This is a genomic window from Limnohabitans parvus II-B4 (assembly GCF_003063455.1).
Classification (GTDB): Bacteria; Pseudomonadota; Gammaproteobacteria; order Burkholderiales; family Burkholderiaceae_C; genus Limnohabitans_A; species Limnohabitans_A parvus.
The window spans coordinates 411,802-429,662 of sequence record NZ_NESN01000001.1 but is presented as its reverse complement, the minus strand read 5'-3'; the positions used below and the strand labels follow the sequence as shown (position 1 = coordinate 429,662).

14 protein-coding genes, 1 tRNA gene and 1 riboswitch are annotated in these 17,861 nt (G+C 60.1%); of the genes, 6 read left to right on the top strand and 9 right to left on the bottom strand.

Annotated elements, in window-relative coordinates:
• The first annotated feature begins 96 nt into the window (after nt 1-96).
• From B9Z37_RS01965 to B9Z37_RS01940, 6 genes are all read left to right on the top strand, one after another.
• The gene (locus B9Z37_RS01965) at nt 97-2,310 is read left to right on the top strand and encodes a tetratricopeptide repeat protein (protein ID WP_108311363.1); all 2,214 of its coding nucleotides are present in this window, start codon (nt 97-99) and stop codon (nt 2,308-2,310) included.
• Nucleotides 2,307-3,728, top strand: coding sequence for a sensor histidine kinase (locus B9Z37_RS01960; protein ID WP_108311362.1), 1,422 nt, complete (start codon nt 2,307-2,309; stop codon nt 3,726-3,728). The genes B9Z37_RS01965 and B9Z37_RS01960 overlap by 4 nt, the downstream gene beginning before the upstream one ends.
• Nucleotides 3,729-3,730: 2 nt before the next feature.
• Nucleotides 3,731-5,917, top strand: a complete 2,187-nt coding sequence (locus tag B9Z37_RS01955) for a type I secretion system permease/ATPase (RefSeq protein WP_167394296.1) — start codon at nt 3,731-3,733, stop codon at nt 5,915-5,917.
• Complete coding sequence (locus B9Z37_RS01950) at nt 5,914-7,104, top strand: HlyD family efflux transporter periplasmic adaptor subunit (protein WP_108311360.1); 1,191 nt, start codon at nt 5,914-5,916, stop codon at nt 7,102-7,104. Before B9Z37_RS01955 ends, B9Z37_RS01950 begins: the two co-directional genes overlap by 4 nt.
• A gap of 151 nt (nt 7,105-7,255) precedes the next feature.
• On the top strand, nt 7,256-7,885 hold the full coding sequence (locus B9Z37_RS01945) for a response regulator transcription factor (RefSeq protein ID WP_108311359.1): 630 nt from the start codon (nt 7,256-7,258) through the stop codon (nt 7,883-7,885).
• Entirely contained in the window at nt 7,882-8,106 is a 225-nt protein-coding gene (locus tag B9Z37_RS01940; RefSeq protein WP_108311358.1) for a hypothetical protein, read from the top strand. The genes B9Z37_RS01945 and B9Z37_RS01940 overlap by 4 nt, the downstream gene beginning before the upstream one ends.
• 112 nt (nt 8,107-8,218) lie before the next feature.
• Here the strand turns inward: B9Z37_RS01940 and B9Z37_RS01935 are convergent.
• The 9 genes from B9Z37_RS01935 to B9Z37_RS01895 form a co-directional block, all read right to left on the bottom strand.
• A tRNA-Asn gene (locus B9Z37_RS01935) sits at nt 8,219-8,294 on the bottom strand.
• 79 nt (nt 8,295-8,373) lie between these two features.
• On the bottom strand, nt 8,374-10,521 hold the full coding sequence (locus B9Z37_RS01930; protein ID WP_108311357.1) for a TonB-dependent siderophore receptor: 2,148 nt from the start codon (nt 10,519-10,521) through the stop codon (nt 8,374-8,376).
• A gap of 76 nt (nt 10,522-10,597) precedes the next feature.
• Nucleotides 10,598-10,700: riboswitch (TPP riboswitch) on the bottom strand.
• A 27-nt stretch (nt 10,701-10,727) separates the two neighbouring features.
• Nucleotides 10,728-11,765 (bottom strand): NAD(P)/FAD-dependent oxidoreductase, encoded by a 1,038-nt coding sequence (locus B9Z37_RS01925; RefSeq protein ID WP_108311356.1) that lies wholly within the window; start codon nt 11,763-11,765, stop codon nt 10,728-10,730.
• Between the two features lie 70 nt (nt 11,766-11,835).
• Complete coding sequence (gene fdxA / locus B9Z37_RS01920; protein WP_108311355.1) at nt 11,836-12,165, bottom strand: ferredoxin FdxA; 330 nt, start codon at nt 12,163-12,165, stop codon at nt 11,836-11,838.
• 64 nt (nt 12,166-12,229) lie between these two features.
• Entirely contained in the window at nt 12,230-13,510 is a 1,281-nt protein-coding gene (locus tag B9Z37_RS01915; RefSeq protein ID WP_108311354.1) for a sulfate adenylyltransferase subunit 1, read from the bottom strand.
• A gap of 20 nt (nt 13,511-13,530) precedes the next feature.
• Complete coding sequence (gene cysD / locus B9Z37_RS01910) at nt 13,531-14,460, bottom strand: sulfate adenylyltransferase subunit CysD (RefSeq protein WP_108311854.1); 930 nt, start codon at nt 14,458-14,460, stop codon at nt 13,531-13,533.
• 226 nt (nt 14,461-14,686) lie between these two features.
• Entirely contained in the window at nt 14,687-15,442 is a 756-nt protein-coding gene (locus B9Z37_RS01905; RefSeq protein ID WP_108311353.1) for a phosphoadenylyl-sulfate reductase, read from the bottom strand.
• 197 nt (nt 15,443-15,639) lie between these two features.
• Nucleotides 15,640-16,017, bottom strand: coding sequence for a DUF934 domain-containing protein (locus tag B9Z37_RS01900; RefSeq protein ID WP_108311352.1), 378 nt, complete (start codon nt 16,015-16,017; stop codon nt 15,640-15,642).
• An 18-nt stretch (nt 16,018-16,035) separates the two neighbouring features.
• Nucleotides 16,036-17,847 (bottom strand): nitrite/sulfite reductase, encoded by a 1,812-nt coding sequence (locus B9Z37_RS01895; protein WP_108311351.1) that lies wholly within the window; start codon nt 17,845-17,847, stop codon nt 16,036-16,038.
• Nucleotides 17,848-17,861: the final 14 nt, after the last annotated feature.

Below are 17,861 nucleotides of genomic sequence, written 5' to 3'. Positions count from 1 at the left end.
CTGGTGCACACCAAACGGTGTGCACCAGCCTTGTTGCTTATGGATGGGTTTGCGACTTATTCATAATGCGCACCAAAGTTATGAAAATGAAACACCATGTCAGATTCAAAAATCAGCTCGTTCGAGGTGGGCAAAAAGGCGTTGCAAAGCGGTGACCTTGCAGCCGCCGAAGCTGCACTGGCGCAGGCTGTGCAGCAATCACCGGATTCGGCTGAGATGGCATTGTTGTGGGCGCAGTGCGCGGTGCGGCAGGGCGAAGTGCGCACGGCGCGTGAGCGCTTTGCGGCGCTGCTGCGCAAGCACCCTACGCATTTCAGGGGTTGGCTGGAGGCGGGGCACATGTCGCGCCAGCTGGGCCGCCAGGCCGAGGTGATGCATTTTTATCGCATGGCCACGCAGGTGGCTCCGCTGCACTGGGAGGGCTGGTTGACTTTGGCCGGAGCGCTGGAGGCTGCGGGCCAATGGGACGAGGCAGCTGGGTGCTACCACCGCGCCTTGCCTTTGGCCAGGCAGGCCCCCGATGGCGAGGCGGTGCCGGTTAGCCAAGTGCATGCCTTGATGGCCAAGAGTCGCTTGGAGCGGGGTGACGCGGCGCGTGCACTCGAGTCGCTGCGCCAGGCGCTGGGCCTGATGCGGGTGGAAAAACCCGAGCCCGATGTGAACGTGACGGCGGCTTTGCAGATTGACCTGGGCGATGTGTTGATGCGTCTGGGACTGACCGAAGCCGCACACCGTGCGTTCGAGCGGGCGTCGGCCGCCGACAGCGAAGAGGTGCTCACGCGCTTGGCCATGCAGTCGTTCCACCACAACCTGTGGGGAGAAGCACAGGCGGTGCTCAAACGCAATGTGGCGCTCCACCCGGGTAGTGCTTTGGCGCTGTGGAATCTGGCCCACTCTTATGTGGAGAGCTGGCAAATGGACGAGGCGCTGCAAACGCTGGCGCAGGCTGAAGCCATCGCACCGCAGCCCGGAGCCAAGTCGATGCGCGCTTCGGTGGCAGGTCGCTTGGGCGATGCTGACCAGGCGCTTGCGCTTTACCGCGAGTTGGCCGAAGAAGAAGGCCCTGAGTCTGCCATGCGCTCCAGCGCCGCCATGAGTGCGCTCTACAGCGACAGCCTGAATGCCAAGCAGGTGGCCGACTTGCACCGCAGCTTGTTTGCAGGCTGGGGCCAAGGCGCACGGCCAGCCGCAGAGTTTGCCAATGCCCGCGAGCCGGGCAAGCGCATCAAACTGGGTTTGCTGAGTGCGGATTTTCACCACCAGCACCCGGTGAACCTTTTCATGCAGCCGGTGCTGGCGCGGCTGGACAAGGCGCAGTTTGAGGTGACGCTTTACAACGTGGGCGTGGCCCACGACGACCAGACGCAGCAAGCACAACGGCGCGTGGACCACTGGGTGCAGGCCACCACCTGGACGCCCGTGCAGCTGGCGCGGCGCATGCGCGACGATGGCATCGATGTGATGATGGATTTGGCTGGGCACACCTCACACAACCGGTTGGTGATGTTGTCGCTACGCGTTGCGCCGGTGCAGGTGTCTTTCTTGGGTTATCCCGGCTCAACCGGTGTCCCCAACATCGACTGGCTGCTGGCCGATCCGGTGGTGGTGCCGCCCGCGCACGATGCCTTGTGCAGTGAGCGGGTTTACCGCTTGCCGAACACGGTGTTTTGCTACGCGCCAGAGGCCGATTACCCGTACCCGGTCTATGGCGAAGCGCAGTCCCAGCGGCCGCTGACATTTGGTTCGTTCAACAACGTGCCCAAGCTCACGCCACACACCATCGCTTTGTGGGCCAAAGTGTTGGCGCGGGCGCCGGGCTCGCGCTTGCTGCTTAAGGCGCCGAGCTTTCGCGACGAGTCGGCGATCCGCATTTTCCGAGAGCGCTTTGAGAAGCTGGGGGTTGAGGCAAGCCGCATCGAGTTTCGTGGGCCAGTAGGGTTGGCCGACATGATGGCCGAGTACGCCGATGTGGACATCGCGCTGGACCCGGTGCCCTACAACGGTGGCACGACCACACTGCAAGCCCTGTGGATGGGGGTGCCGGTGGTGGTGAAAGAGGGCCAAAACTTTGTCTCGCGCATGGGCGCGAGCTTCATGCGTGCCGCAGGTCTGCCCGAGTGGGTGGCGGGTAGCGACGAGGCTTATGTGGACATTGCCGCACGCATGGCGGCGGACCGTCAAGCGCTGCTGCAGCTCAAGGCTGGGTTGCGTGCGCGTTTGCAGGCGGCACCGGCTTGGGACATTGACCGATATACCCGCGACATGGAGAGCGCTTTGCGTGCCATGTGGACAGACCATTGCCAACCATGAACGCTCCTTCTTTTGACCCTGCAACGGCCTATTTGGCGGCGGGATTTTTGTACGTGATCATGCCAATGGCGGCTTGGGTGGTCATGGGCAAGAGCCGCACCGTGGCGGCGGGCGTTTGGTGTGGTGGCAGTTTTGGATTGGGCTTGGCGTCTTTGTTGCTGTCGTTTCGCACACCCGATATGCCCGGATGGATGGCTTTTGGCGTGATGAACGCGTTTTTTTACGGTGGCAATTTGATGCATGTGGTGGGTTTGCGCATGGAGCTGGGCCAGCGCTCAGCGTGGCGCACGGCGTTGCTGGCAGGCGTCATGATCTTGGCCGTGCAGGAGTTTTTCCGTGTGGGCTTGGACAGCCCAGTGTTGCGCCTGAGCTGGGTATTGCTGGCGATGGGCACATTGTTTGCCTGGACGGCTTGGCTGGCTTGGCAGGTACACAAGAAGGAAGACAGCAGCAGTGCCAAGTGGTTGGCGCAGGTCTATGTTTTTGGTGCCGTGGCCACCTTTGTCCGCGCAGCCCGTGTGTTGCTGGGGATGAGCTCGACAGAACCCTTGGAGCCCAATTGGGACAGTGTGCTCACGACTTCCAGTTTGTTTGTGATGTCGGTGTTTGGCAGTGTGGCCATTTTGGGTTTGTACCTGGAGCGGTCCACGCGGCGATTTGTGGCCAATGAAGTGGCGATGCGTTCACAGCAAACGAGTCAGTTGCTGGGTCAGCAAATTGCCAACTTGGACCGTCAGCGCAGCATGGGTGAGCTGGCGGGGGCGATGGCCCACGAGATGGCCCAACCTTTGACAGTGGTCACTGTGGAGCTGGGTTTGTTGCGGCATGAAATGCGTGCAGTGGATGATTCGAGGCAGAGCCAAGTTGAACAAATCCTGGCGCATATTGAGCGTATCTCGAACGTGCTCAAGGGCATTCGCAATTTCATTCGACCTGCAGAACCTGACTTTAAACCTGTGAATTTGTTGATCGTGGTGCAGGATGTTCTGCAACTGTTGCCCGCCCAAGAGCGCCAAGATGCGGCCGACATTCAGGTGCGCACCGACGTGCTGACGCCCATGGTGATGGGGGATTCTGTGCAGTTGTCCCAGGTGCTGCTGAATGTTTTGCGCAACGCGGTGCAGGCACAAGTGCCGGGCAAGTCTGTGCATATCCGCATTCATGTGCTGGCCGTGGATGAGCGACTGCAGGTGGTGGTGGAGGATGACGGCCCTGGGTTTTCTGCGCAGTTGCTCGGCAGCAACGATGTGGCGTTTTCGAGCACGAAAAAAGACGGCATGGGGATTGGCTTGGCCATTTCTCGCCGCATCGCGGTGCAACACGGCGGGACATTGCTGTGGCGCAATCGTGCGCATGGCGGTGGGGCGCAGGTCGTGCTCGACTTGCCTGTTTGGATGGTTTCAAAGGGGAAAAAATGACAATGAGTGCCATACCTCAACAAACGCTGGCAGCGTCGGCCCCGCAGGGGGCAGATCCTTTGCTGCATTGCCTGGCTTTGGCATCCCATTTGTTGGGATTGCCCGTGCACGTGTCCGCTTTGCGGGTGGGCTTTGCGGTAGACGACAACGGCCATGTGCCTGCGGCGTCGATGCCCGACTTGGCCCGCCAGCATGGCTTGATGGCGGCTTGGTCGCGCAGCAAGCCGAGCGCTGTGCCGGGTTATGTGTTGCCGGTCATCGTGCCGCTGCAAGACGGACGGGCTTGTGTGCTGCGCACCATCGAGCAAGGCCAAGCCCAAATTTTGTCGCCCGAGACGGGGCAGCAAGAGTTGGTGATGCCGGTGGCCGAGTTGGATGCGCTGGCCACAGGCGAGGTGCTGGTGGTCAAGCTGCCGCCGCAACGCGCCGACCAAACATTGACACCCATGCAGGGCGCGGCGTTTGACTGGTTTTGGGGCACGCTGTGGCGCTTTCGGCATTTCTATGTGGAGTCGATGCTGGCCACGGTGGTGGCCAACATATTGGCGCTGGCCAGTGTGTTTTTCACGATGAACGTGTACGACCGGGTGGTGCCCACGCAGGCGTATGCCTCGCTCTGGACGCTGGCCATTGGCACGCTGGTGGCGGCCGTGCTGGAGTATGTGATGCGTTGGCTCAAGGCGCGCTTGGTGGATTTGGGCGGCAAGCGGGCAGACTTGGCGATCAATGCCACGTTGCTGCGCGAGATCATGTCGATCCGCTTGGAGCACAGGCCGCAGTCGATTGGCATCTTTTCGAGCTCGATGAAGGACTTTGAAGCGCTGCGCGATTTCTTCTCGTCAGCGTCTTTGGTGGTGCTGGCCGATTTGCCTTTTGTTCTGGTGTTTATTTTGTTGATCGCCATCGTGGGCGGGCCGCTGGCCTGGATTCCGGCTTTGGCAGTGCCTGTGGTGCTGCTGCTGGCATGGTGGGTGCAAAAGCCTTTGATGGTGGCCATGCGCGAGAACATGAAGGAGTCGGGCGACAAGCAAAGCGTGTTGGTCGAGGCTGTCCTGAACTTGGAGTTGCTCAAGGCGCACAACGCTGAAGGCTATTTGCAGCGCCGCTGGGAGCAGTCGAACCTGGCCGGGGCCGATTCGTACCGCAAGATCCGCTCTCTCTCGAATGCGGTGACCGGTTTCATCAGCACGCTGTCTCAGGTGGCCACGGTGGCCATGGTGGTGTGGGGCGTGTACCTGATCCACGCCAACCAGTTGACGCTGGGCGGCTTGATTGCCTGCGTGATTTTGATGGGCCGTGCGATTTCGCCGTTGGGCAGTGTGATGGGTTTGGCTGCACGTTTTCAGCAGGCGCGTACTTCGCTGGAAACACTGGATGGCTTGATCAAGCGCCCGCGCGACCGCGAAGTGGGCAAACGTTATGTGGTGCCCGAGCAGGTGCAAGGCCGCATCGAGGCTTTGGACTTGGAGTTTGCCTATCCGGGTGAGTCGCGCATGCCGGTGATCCGCCGTTTGAATTTGGGGCTTGAAGCTGGCTCGCATTTGGCCTTGCTGGGACGTGTAGGCAGTGGCAAGAGCACCTTGATTCGATTGATGGCAGGTTTGTACGACCCGCTGGGCGGCAGTGTGCGGGTGGACGGCATTGACATGCGCCAGTTGGACCCGGCCGAGCTGCGTGCGCGCATTGGCTATGTGTCGCAGGACCCACAGTTGTTCATGGGTACTTTGCGTGAGAACTTGATTCTGTCGGACAGCTGGATTTCGGATGCCAAGATCGTTCAGGTGTTGCAGACGCTGGACATGTACAACATGGTGGCGGCACACCCCAAGGGCCTGGACATGCCTTTGACCGAAGCGGGGGGTGGTTTGTCGGGCGGGCAGCGCCAGCTGGTGACTTTGGCCCGTTTGATGTTGCGCGATCCGGCCATTGTGTTCATGGACGAGCCCACCGCCAACATGGACCAGAACACAGAGGCCCGCGTCATCGCGGCCCTGGGGCAGTGGTTGCAGGGGCGCACGCTGGTCTTGTCGACCCACCGCACGCAGTTGCTGGAGTGGGTGGACCGCATTGCTGTGATCGATGCTGGCCAATGCCTGTTGGATGGGCCGAAGGCCGAGATGATTGAAAAATTGAGCAAGGGCATCACAGTGCCACCCAAAGACACCGCGACACAAGGAGGTGCAGCATGAGCCGCAAAGAATTTGGCATCCTGACGGTCGATGAAGAGGAACGCCGCGCCAGCCAGTGGCTGTTGTGGTCCACCGTGGTGACTTTGGTGGTGGGTTTGTCCTGGGCCTCTTGGTTTGAGTTGGACGAGGTGACCAAAGGGCAGGGCAAGGTGATTCCGGCCAGCCGTGAGCAGGTGGTGCAGAGCCTGGACTCTGGCGTGGTAAGCCAGATTTTGGTGCGCGAGGGGGCGGTGGTCAAAAAGGACGATGTGTTGATTCGCTTGGACGATGGCCGATCGGGCCCAGTGTTTCGCGAGGCCAAAGAAAAAAAGCTGGCACTTGAAGCACTGGCGGTGCGTTTGCGTGCCGAGGCGTATGGCCGGGGGCTGGATTTTGGCAAGCACATTCCATCTGCGTTGGCTTCGCGTGAGCGTCAGGCATTTGCTGCCCGCAAGCAGTCGCTGGACGAAGCGCAGTCAAGTTTGAAGCGTTCACTGGAGGCGCTTAATCGAGAAATCGCCATGACCGAGCCGCTCACCAAACAGGGGGTGGTTTCGGAGGTGGAGTTGTTGCGCCTGAAGCGTCAGCAAGCTGATTTGATGGGGCAAATGAGTGAGCGCAAGAATCGCTACGCCACCGATGCGGCCAACGAGTTGGTGCGTGTGGACTCGGAGTTGTCGCAAACTCGCGAGAACGCTTCGGCCCGAGAAGATGCGTTCATCCGGACCGTGATCAAGGCCCCGATGGATGGCATTGTGAAGAATGTACAGGTGACCACCATCGGCGGTGTGGTGCAGGCGGGCATGCCGATTTTGGAGATCGTGCCCACGCAGGACCAGATGCTGGTGGAGGCTTATGTGAAGCCTGCAGAGGTGGCGTTCCTCAAAAACAATCAGAAGGTCACCGTCAAGCTCACGGCCTACGACTACAACCGCTTTGGTGGGCTTGAAGGCGTGCTGGAGCACATCAGCCCCGACACGATGCGCGATGAAAAGCAGCGCCGCCCGGGTGTGGCGATGGAGCTGGAAGAGGGCTACTACCGCTTGCTGGTGCGCATCACCGAAACCAACTGGCAGCGCAACGGGCTGCGCATGCAGCCGCTGCCGGGCATGACGGCGACGGTGGAGATCAAGACGGGCCAGAAGTCGGTGCTGGAGTACCTGTTCCGGCCTTTGCAGAATGTGACACAGGCGCTCAGGGAGCGATGAGGGATGTTGTTGGACAGGCCTCTTGTGTTCTGATGTCACGGGGTTGTTACCCATTTCGATGAAAATGTGAGTTTGAATATCCCCAAAAAGGGATATGCATCGCAAATCTGAAAAACTAATATTCACAATATTGATAATTCTGTAATTTCAAATGAACCCCTACACTTGCGGCCATGTCTACGTTGTCGACGACAACCCCGATATCCGCTTTTATTTGACCGATTTGCTGCGGCAGATGGGTTACAGCATTGAGGGTTATGACAGCGCGCAAGCTTTCTTGCAGCAGTCCATCGAAATTTTTCCTGCCGTTTTGGTGCTGGACGTTCGCATGCCCGGCATGTCGGGAGTGGATCTTCAGGAAAAAATGAAAGCACTGGGCCGCAACACACCCATCATCTTCATCAGTGGCGAGAGTGAATCAGAAGAAATCATCCGCGCCATGAAAGGGCGGCCCATCGAGTTTCTCTGGAAACCATTTCAAATCCAGACCCTGATTGACGCCATCGACAGAGGTTTGGCCGTAGACAGTGTGAATCGACAGGACTTCATTCAAAAAAATGAGATCCGTCGCAAATGGCAGGCTTTGAGTGCCCGCGAACGCGAGGTCTTTGTCTTGATGCTGGAAGGACATACCAACAAGGGCATCTCAGAGAAATTGGACATCTTGCCCGATACGGCCAAAAAACACCGAGCCAATATCTTGCAGAAAATGCAGGTCCATCACTTGGCCGATTTGATGGCCCTTTGCAAAGGCCTTGACATGGAGGCGCTCGAGCCATGACCGAACCCTGGACTCAGGATGAGGCGTTGTTGCTTCAGCAACTGAGGCAAGGCGCAGGACTGGACACCTCCCGGTTTGCCATAGAAAACGCGATCTCTCACGCGCAGTTGCTGCAGCTTGAAAACGGCGGAGACAGCTTGTTTTATTCGGCGGCCATCAAGGCCCATTTAGGTCGACAGCTGATCGCCAAATTGCAAAAAAGACTTGATTCTGCGATTTGAGTTTGCTCAATGTGAAGGGCACATGAACAGCTTGCCTGCATTCGTTGTTTGAGTGCGAAGAGAAAACACCAAAGAAAAAGCCCCTGCAATCGCTTGCAGGGGCTTTACTTTTTGGCTCCTCGACCTGGGCTCGAACCAGGGACCTACGGATTAACAGTCCGGCGCTCTACCGACTGAGCTATCGAGGAATAGCTTTGAATTATAGAGTGATTTTTGGGCTGTTTTGAGAGGGGGCGCAAGATTTTTTAAAAATCTTGCAGGCTTCGTTCAAAAGCTGGCTTTCACGCCAACGCGAAAGGTCCTGGGTGCGCCCGGGTACAGATAGTAGTGCCCAAACTGCTTGGGCGATTCGCGCCAGTAGTGGTGGTTGGCCAGGTTGTCAACGGCCAAAGTCCATTGCGTGCGGGTGCCGTCGATGCGGGTGTCGTAATGCGCCGCAAAGTCCAGCGTGGTCCAGCTGGGCAGGTTGATGCTGCCGTCTTCGGTCACGCGCCGCGATCCTTCGTGGCTCAGACGCAGGCTCGTGCGCAGGCCGGGGATGTCGGTGAATCGGTATTGGACCAGGGCTCGCAGGGTTAGCGAAGGGACGTTCAGTGGTTTTGACCCATTCAAGTCCGTGTTGAGCAATGCACCCGAGATGCGTGCGTCAATCCATTGCGCCTGACCTGCAAGCATCCACTGCTGATGGCTCCATTGAAGACCTGCGTCCAGGCCCTTGTGCGTTTGAGTTCCATCGACGACGCGTTCACCAGCGTAGTCATATGCAGCAGGGCGCTCGATGTGGAACAGCGCTGCATTCCAGCTGAAGGTGTTGCCGACTTTGCCTTTTGCCCCCAGTTCGATCTGTTTGCTCCTCTGCACGCCCAAAAATTGACCCGCGTTGACATAGCTGGCGTTATTTGGTGCCGCGAACAGTTCAACGCCCTCGCCGTATGAGGCATAAACGGTTGGCCCGTTGATGTACTCATGTGAAAGCGCAAGCCAGGGTGTAGTGAATCCGGTGTTTTGGCTTTTGGGGTTCGGGTTGAGGGGATCCAGGGAAACGGTGCTGCGATCGCTTTGGGTATGACGCAGGCCGAGCCATACCGATGTTTGAGTCGAAAGTTTGATTCGATCCGTCACGGAAAGTTCGGTGCTGTACTCGCTGCGATTGGTATTTGCGTAGGTTTGATCAAGCACTTGAACCGGTACAGCACTGCCGTAGGCTGTGCTGGTGCCCGCGTAGCTGTAGAGCTGTGTTGCTTGAAGTCGGTCGAGTTGGCGGCTTCGCATGGCGCTGAAAGTCAGGTTGTGCGTGAGACCTGCAAGTTGCAACTGTCCAGCCAAGCTGGTTTGCAGGGCCTCTGTCAGGCGTCGTTCGTTGTCGCTGCGATAGTCGTAGACGTCGAAGCTGCCGTCGGCATAAAAACGGTTACAGCTGCCCCCGCAACCGAAAGCAAAGGTAAGGCGGTCGTCGGTTCGCAGTTGTTGTGCACCGTATTGAGTGCTCCAGAGCCACCCGCCGTCGAGGTTTTGTTTGAAGCGAATCGAGCCTGTTGTTGCTGCAAAAATGCCAGGCACTGACCACGACTGCCGAGTCAAGTTGGTTTTTGAGTCAACAACAGGCGGAAGCCCTGTGGCACCGTCCCACAAGCTGTAACCGTTCACGCCAAACTGCTGGCGTTCACTGCGTTCGATTTCCCATTCGAGCCGGCTGTCGGGCGTGATGCGCCAGTCCATGGCCAAGGCCAAGAGTTTGCGGTGGCCTTCGGTGTTCTTGATGTAAGGGTCCAAGTCTTCGTAGGCCACATTGAGGCGATAGCCCAAGGTTTGGTCCTGGCCAAAGCGGCCCCCCAAGTCCAGGCCGGTGCTGCTGCTTTGGCCCGGGCCGTAGCTTGCGCTGACCGAGCGAATCGTTTCGTCCTTGGCCGATGGGGGGCGCTTGACCACATAGTTGACCAAGCCACCTGGTGCGCTCGTGCCCGCCTGAATCCCGCTGGTGCCCTTGAACAGTTCAATGCGTTCCTTGTTGTCCATCGAGATCATGGTCTCGGCTGAAATCGGCAAACCTTCGCGGCGGTAGTTGTAGCGGTTGTCCAAGGTGTAGCCACGCACGCTGAGCATGTCCCAGTAGGCGGGTGAGTTGTAACTGTCGGCCACGCTGGCGTCCAGACGCAGTGCATCTGAGACCCGTTGTGCGCCAATGTCTTGCAAGGTTTTTTGATCGATACTGACTGCGCTGAATGGCGCTTTGCTCAAGGGCACATCGCCAAAACCGCTGACCTGAGAGGGGGCCATGTCGGTGATGGTGATTTCGGCCAAGTTTTGCGCATGGGCACTGCCCACGGCCAACAAGGCCACTGCGCTGGCGATATGGTGGACGCGAAATGCGAAGCGGTCAGTGGACCGGCGTGGAAATGGCGAAAAAAATGCCATGACGTTTTCCTTTAACGTAATGGCAGGTCGGCTGGCTGGGAACGTGCTGTGCCAAAAACCATGGGCTTTTGGACACCGTTCTTGGAACGAGCTTCCCTGCGCGAGGATTACCTCAATCAGGTTCAAAGGGACTTTCTCAGTCGAAGACCTCACGGTCATCAACACCCCTAGCGAATGCGCCGCAAACATGCGGCGCGAGGTGGATTTTAGGCGATACCCAGACGCTGGTGCAGCAAGGTGGACGTTGTCGTGTATTGCAGCAGGGTCTTTTGTTCGGGGCGAAGCAAAGCGACGGCACCGAAGGCAGCCAGCGTAGCCTCGTGAAAACCGCACAGAATCAGCTTTTTCTTGCCCGGGTAGGTGTTGATGTCGCCCACAGCAAAGATGCCGGGCTCGGCGGTGGCGAAGTTCTCGGTGTTGACCACCAACTGCTTGCGGTCCATGGCCAGGCCCCATTGGGCAACCGGCCCGAGCTTGGGCGACAGACCCAGGCAAGTTTGCAGCACATCCAGGTGCAGCCACTCGGTCTCACCTTGTGGGTTCAGCAGCTCCAGTGCTTGCAGGCGGCCATGCTCAATGCGAACGCCGGTAGGTTGGCCCGCCACAAAGCGCATGCGGCCAGCCGAGCAGGCTTGACGCATTTGCGAGATCAACTCAGGCGTTGCCGCGAATTGGTCACGCCTGTGCAGCAGGGTCACGCTGGCGGCAGCCTGAGGGCCTTGGCTGGCATCCAGGCAGGTTTGCAAGGCGGTGTCGGCATCACCTGCCACCACCAAATGTTGGCCCGCCCAGCGCTCGGGGCTGGCGTGTTCGGCAAAGACTTGGCTGCCTTCAAAGGCGTTCAGACCGTCCAGCGCCATGCGGCGCGGCACAAAAGCACCTACGCCAGCGGCGATGAACAGGGTGCGGACTAAAAAGGTCTGGCCCTTGTCGGTGCACACGGCCAAACGCTGGTCGGCTTGGCGTTCGATGGTGCTGACTTGCTGACCCAAGTGCAGGGTGGGCTTGAAGGGCGCGACTTGTTGTTGCAAGCGCTCGACCAATTCGCTGCCGGTGCAAAAGGGGATGCCGGGGATGTCGTAAATCGGTTTGGCCGGGTACAGCTCGGCGCACTGGCCACCCACATGAGGCAGGGCATCGACAACGTGGCAGTGAATGCCTTGAAGCCCCAGTTGGAACACTTGGAACAGGCCCACGGGGCCTGCGCCAATGACCAGTGCCTCGGTTTCAATGGGGTGGTTCATGCAGGGTGTCCAGAAAAAAGGCCGGAAATTCCGGCCCGTGGGTGCTTGCAAGCAGGCATGGACGCTGGGTTCAGCGGATCAGTTCGGCCAGTTTGCCGGTTTTGTCTTTCCACTGATCGGCGTCGGCCATGGGCGCTTTGCGCTTGGTGATGCTCTTCCAGGTGGGCAGCAAGGCCAGCTCGGCGTTGAGCTTAGTCATGTGCTGCTGGTCGGCGGGCAGGTCTTCTTCGGCGTAGATGGCGTTGACCGGGCACTCGGGGATGCACACGGCGCAGTCGATGCACTCATCGGGGTCGATGGTCAGGAAGTTGGGGCCTTCGCGGAAGCAGTCCACTGGGCAAACGTCCACACAGTCGGTGTATTTGCACTGGATACAGGATTCGGAAACAACGTGGGTCATGATGGACTCGGAAAATAGGCTGGGCGCTGCACGTGCAGCGCCAAACCCGTGATTTTAAAGGAGATCAGTTCACCAGCACGGCGCCTGAGGTCTTGTGGCTGGCCGTGTCCACCAGCACCAGCGCGCCCAAGATGCGCGATTGGGCAAAGGGCAGGGTGACCAAAGGCTCTTGCAGGGCCAGGGTGACGTGCCCGATGGCGTTGGGGGCCAGTTCGGTGGCTTCTTCTTCTGCCAGGGTGTTCACGTCCAAGCGGTGCACCACGCGCTGCACCTTGACTTTGACCCAACGGTGGCCGTGCAGCGCCCAATAGAGACGGCCAGCCACCAGCGGTTCGTCGTCCATCCAGGCGATGGTGGTGCTCAGCTGGCGCTGGCCTTCGGGCGCACCCTCGGCGGCCAACAGCCAGTCGCCACGCGACACGTCCACCTCGCGGTCCAGCACGATGCCTGCGCTGTGGCCTGCGGCCTTGTTTTGCGGCTGGCGGGTGGCCGACAGCACTTGGGACACCACAGCGGTCTGGCCGCTGGGGAATACTTTGACGGTCTGGCCCGGCTCGATGCTGCCCGTGGCCACGCGGCCCCAGAACACGCGGCGGCCTTGGGTGGTGACGCCGGAGTCGTGGAATTTTTCAACCCACTGCACCGGGAAGCTGAAAGCCACATCCGTTTCGGCGGGCGTGACGGGCAGGTCTTCGAGGATGCTGAGCAGGCTGGGGCCGTTGTAGCCGCACCAGTCGGCTTGGTCGTTGTTCTCGGTGGTGACCACGTTCCAGCCCTTGAGCGCCGACACGGGCACCATGGCGGTGACGGTGATCCCGGCTTCTTTGGCGAATTTTTCCAGGGCACCAGCGATGTTCTTGTAGGCCACGGCGGCATTGGCCACGGCATCGAGCTTGTTGATGGCGAACACCACAGACGGCACACGCAGCAGGTTGACCAGCAACGAATGGCGGCGGGTTTGTGGCAGCAGTTGCAGATCGGGGTTGGCCCAGTCGAGTTTGATGGCATCGACCAGCACCACAGCCGCGTCGGCGCTCGATGCGGCCGTCACCATGTTGCGGGTGTACTGCTCGTGGCCGGGCGCGTCGCCGATGATGAACTTGCGCGCTTCGGTGTTGAAGTAGCGGTAGGCCACATCGATGGTGATGCCTTGCTCGCGCTCGGCAGACAGGCCATCGGTCAGCAGGGCCAGATCGGTCTCACCCGAGCGCTGCACGCCCGCCAAGTGGTCTTGCAGCACGGCCTTGGTGTCCACCAGCAGGCGGCCAATCAGTGTGCTTTTGCCGTCATCGACCGAGCCGCAGGTGATGAATTTGAGGGCGGAGAAATGTTTGTCGTTGCTCATGAATGTGTGCTCCCGCTTGATCAGAAATAGCCGTCTTTTTTGCGCTTCTCCATCGAAGCCTCGGACGTCTTGTCGTCCATGCGGGTCGCGCCGCGCTCGCTCACATCGGCGGCCAGCGTCTCGATCACGATCTGCTCGGGCGTGGCCGCAGTGCTTTCCACCGGGCAGGTGCAGGTGATGTCGCCCACGGTACGGAAACGCACGTCGCGCACCACCACTTCTTCGCCGTCTTTGGGGGGCGTCAGCTCGGTCACTGGCACCAACAGGCCCCGGCGGTCCACCACCTCGCGCTTGTGGGTGTAGTAGATCGAGGGCAGCGCGATCTTTTCGCGGGCGATGTACTGCCACACGTCCAGCTCGGTCCAGTTGCTGATCGGGAACACGCGGAAGTGTTCGCCCGGCTGCAGCTTGTGGTTGAACAGCGTCCACAGCTCAGGGCGCTGGGCCTTGGGTTGCCATTGGCCAAAGCTGTCGCGGTGCGAAAAGATGCGCTCCTTGGCACGGGCTTTTTCTTCGTCACGCCGCGCACCGCCGATCAGGGCATCAAAGCGGAACTCTTCGATGGCTTCGAGCAGCGTGACCGACTGGTGCACGTTGCGGCTCTCACCCGGGTGGGCCAGGCGCACGGTGCCTTTTTTCATGGAGTCTTCAACGCTGCGCACGATCAGCTCGGCACCCAGCTCCTTGGCACGCGAATCGCGGAAGTCGGTCACTTCGGTGAAGTTGTGGCCGGTGTCGATCATCAGCAGCGGGTAAGGGATGCGCCCCGCGCCAAATGCTTTTTCGGCGCACTTGAGCATGACCAGCGAGTCTTTGCCGCCCGAAAACAGCAGGGTGGGGCGCTCAAAGGCGGCGGCGACTTCGCGCAGGATGAAGATGGTTTCTTCTTCCAGCGCGTCCAGGTGGCTGTTGCTCAGGGTGTGCAACTCGGTTTGTGTCATGGCGTTCATGGTCGTTTGTGGTTTGTTCGTTTTAAATTTGTCATCCGCGCGCTTTTCATTTTTCATCCGCGCACTTTTCATTAGTCATCCCCGCACTTTTCATTAGTCATCCCCGCACTTTTCATTAGTCATCCCCGCGAAGGCGGGGATCCAGAAATCGGAGGCATGGATCCCCGCCTTCGCGGGGATGACATTTAAGAGGCGTGGCATTCAACGGGGACATTTAACTGGGGCGTCACTTCTTGACGTGCAACCCGCACTCCTTGGCCGCCTCGTCCTCCCACCACCAGCGACCTGCGCGGAACTCTTCGCCCAGGCTGATGGCGCGTGTGCAAGGCGCGCACCCGATGCTCGGGAAGAACTGGTCGTGCAGAGGGTTGTAGTCCACCTGGTTTGTGGCGATGTAGTGCCACACGTCGCCCCAGGTCCAGCGGGCCAGAGGGTTGAACTTGTACAGACCTTTGGTGGCCACTTCGCTCTCGTCCAGCAAAGGCACCTCGGCGCGTGCCGCAGATTGCTCTTGGCGCAGACCGGTGATCCAGGCTTTTTGGCCTTTCAAGGCGCGGGCCAGTGGCGCCATCTTGCGCACACCGCAGCAGGCTTTGCGCAGTTCCATCGACTTGTAAATCGCATCCTGACCTTGGTCGCGCACGAACTGGATCACCGATTCCTGCACCGGGCGGAACACGTTGATCGGCGCACGCGAATGGGCCTGGGTCCGCTCCAGCAAGGCCAGGGTCTCGGTGTGCAGCGCACCGGTCTCCAGCACAAACACCGGGATATCGAGCTGCAGGCGGTTGATGAGGTGCGTGATCACCACGTCTTCGGCGCCCAGGCTGGAGGCCTGCGTCACGGGGGAAAATTCGGCCGCAGCGCGGCGCAGCAGTGCTTGGGTTTCGGTCAGCTTGGCGGCAAAGTCGGGACTGGCCTTGGCGTTTTGCTCAGTGGCTTTAAGCGGGGCGCTGCGGGAGGAAATAAAGCTCGAGGTCATGGTGATGTCTGTCTGCGCTAATTCAATTTGTCATCCTTGGGCTTGACCCGAGGAACCATGGATCCCGGATCAAGTCCGGGATGACATTCAGGAGGATCAAGTCCGGGATGACATTCAGGAGGATCAAGTCCGGGATGACATTCAGGAGGATCAAGTCTGGGATGACTGTTCGAGGGAAGGCTCTCCTTGGGCGCTGTTCAGTCGGCCTTTGCAAAATGAGGTTGCGTCTCCACGGCCGAGCCCTGGTAGAACCCGGCATAGCGGTCCAGCTGGCGCTGGGCGGCGCTGGCGTCCACGCCGTCTTTGAGCACGGCCACGTCAAAGCCCGTGCGCTGCATTTGCACCAGCTGGTCAATCAGCACATCGCCCGTGGCGCGCAACTCACCCGCAAAGCGCAAGCGGCGGCGCAGCAAAAAGGCTTGGCTGTAAGCGCGGCCATCGGTGAAGGCCGGGAACTGCAGATCGATGCGGGTGACGCCGTTCAGGTCGAGCGTGCGCGGGTCCACGTCGTTGGCCAGCGTGAGGACGGCAGGCGATTCAACAGCTTGGTGTTCTTGTTCGGTGATGATTTTCATGTGTGTTTCTCCCTGCGTTCAGACGGTTTCAGCGTCAGCGGCTGGATGGCGCGCGGCATTGGCGGCGGCCTTGAACGGGTCTTGGCCCACGCGGCGCAGGGTCTCGATGAAGGCTTCTTGTTTGCCGTTACCCGCGTTCAAGCGCAGCTGCTTGTAGGTGTCCAAAATCGCTTCGATCACATCCGGCACTTCAAACGAAGAGAAGGAAGGACCGACCACCTTGCCGGGTGTGGCCGCGCCGGACAGGTCTTTGCCGTCCGAGCCGCCCAGCGTGACCTGGTACCACTCCTTGCCGTCTTTGTCGACACCCAAGATGCCGATGTGGCCCGAGTGGTGGTGACCGCAAGAGTTGATGCAGCCGCTGATGTGGAAGTCGATGTGGCCCAGATCTTCCAGCTCGTCCAGGTCTTGGTACCGCTCGGTGATGGCGCTGGCCGTGGGGATGGAGCGGGCATTGGCCAGAGCGCAGTAGTCGCCGCCGGGGCAGGCGATCATGTCGGTCAAGAGGCCAATGTTGGGCTGGGCTACACCCAGAGCCTGGGCTTCGCGCCACAGGGCATGCAGCTGGTCCAGGCGCACCCAAGGCAGCAACAGATTTTGCGTGTGCGAGACGCGGGCCTCACCTGCGGAATATTTTTCGACCAAGGCAGCGGCGGCATCGAGCTGCTCGGCGGTGGCGTCACCCGGGGCGTAGCCCGGGCGCTTGAAGGACAGCGACACGGCGCGCAGCTGCGGGTTGCGGTGCGCTCGCACGTTGCGCGCCAGCCAGCGGGCAAAGGCGGGGGTTTTGGCCGCTTCGATACTCACCGCCGCTTCGGCCTCGGCCAACCACGCATCGGTGTTTTCGGGCAGGTTCAGGGCTGGGTCCACAAAACCGGCTTTCACGCGGTCAAGCTCGGCTTGCGGCAGGGTGTGCGGCGCGCCGTCGCGCTCCAAAATTTCGCGGAACTCGGTCTCGACTTCGTCAAAGTAGCGCTGGCCTTCGGCCTTGACCAAAATTTTGATGCGGGCTTTGTACTTGTTGTCGCGGCGGCCCCAGCGGTTGTAGACGCGCACCACGGCTTCGAGGTAGTTCATGATGTCTTGCCAAGGCAGGAACTCGCGGATCACCACACCGTTGACCGGGGTGCGGCCCATACCGCCACCGACCAGCACCTTGAAGCCGACTTCGCCTGCGGCGTTATGGATCACTTGCAGGCCCACGTCGTGCCAGCCAATGGCGGCGCGGTCTTCAGTGGCGCCGGTGATGGCGATCTTGAACTTGCGCGGCAGGTGGGCAAACTCGGGGTGCAGCGTGCTCCACTGGCGAATCAGCTCGGCATACGGCCGGGGGTCCACCACTTCGTCAACGGCCACACCGGCCAGTTCGTCGGTGGTGGTGTTGCGGATGCAGTTGCCGCTGGTCTGGATGCCGTGCATGTTCACGGTGGCCAGCAGTTCCATCACGTCGGCCGATTGGTCGAGCGGAATCCAGTTGAACTGCACGTTCTGGCGGGTGGTGAAGTGGCCGTAGTTGGTGGTCAGTTTGGGGGCCAGGCCGGCGATTTTGTCTTGGGTGGCTTGGGCTTCGGCCAGCAAGGCGGCGTCGGGCGTGTCGTATTCGCGGGCGATTTGGGCCAGCACCTTTATCTGAGCCGCGTTGATCTCGCCATAGGGCACGGCCACGCGCAGCATGGGCGCGTAGCGCTGCACATACCAGCCGTTTTGCAGGCGCAGGGGGCGAAATTGGTCTTCGGTCAGTTGACCCGTCTGCCAACGGCCCAGCTGGTCGCGGAACTCTGCGGCGCGGGCGCGCACAAAGGCTTTGTCGAATTCGGTGTATTGGTACATATCAGCAGCAATGG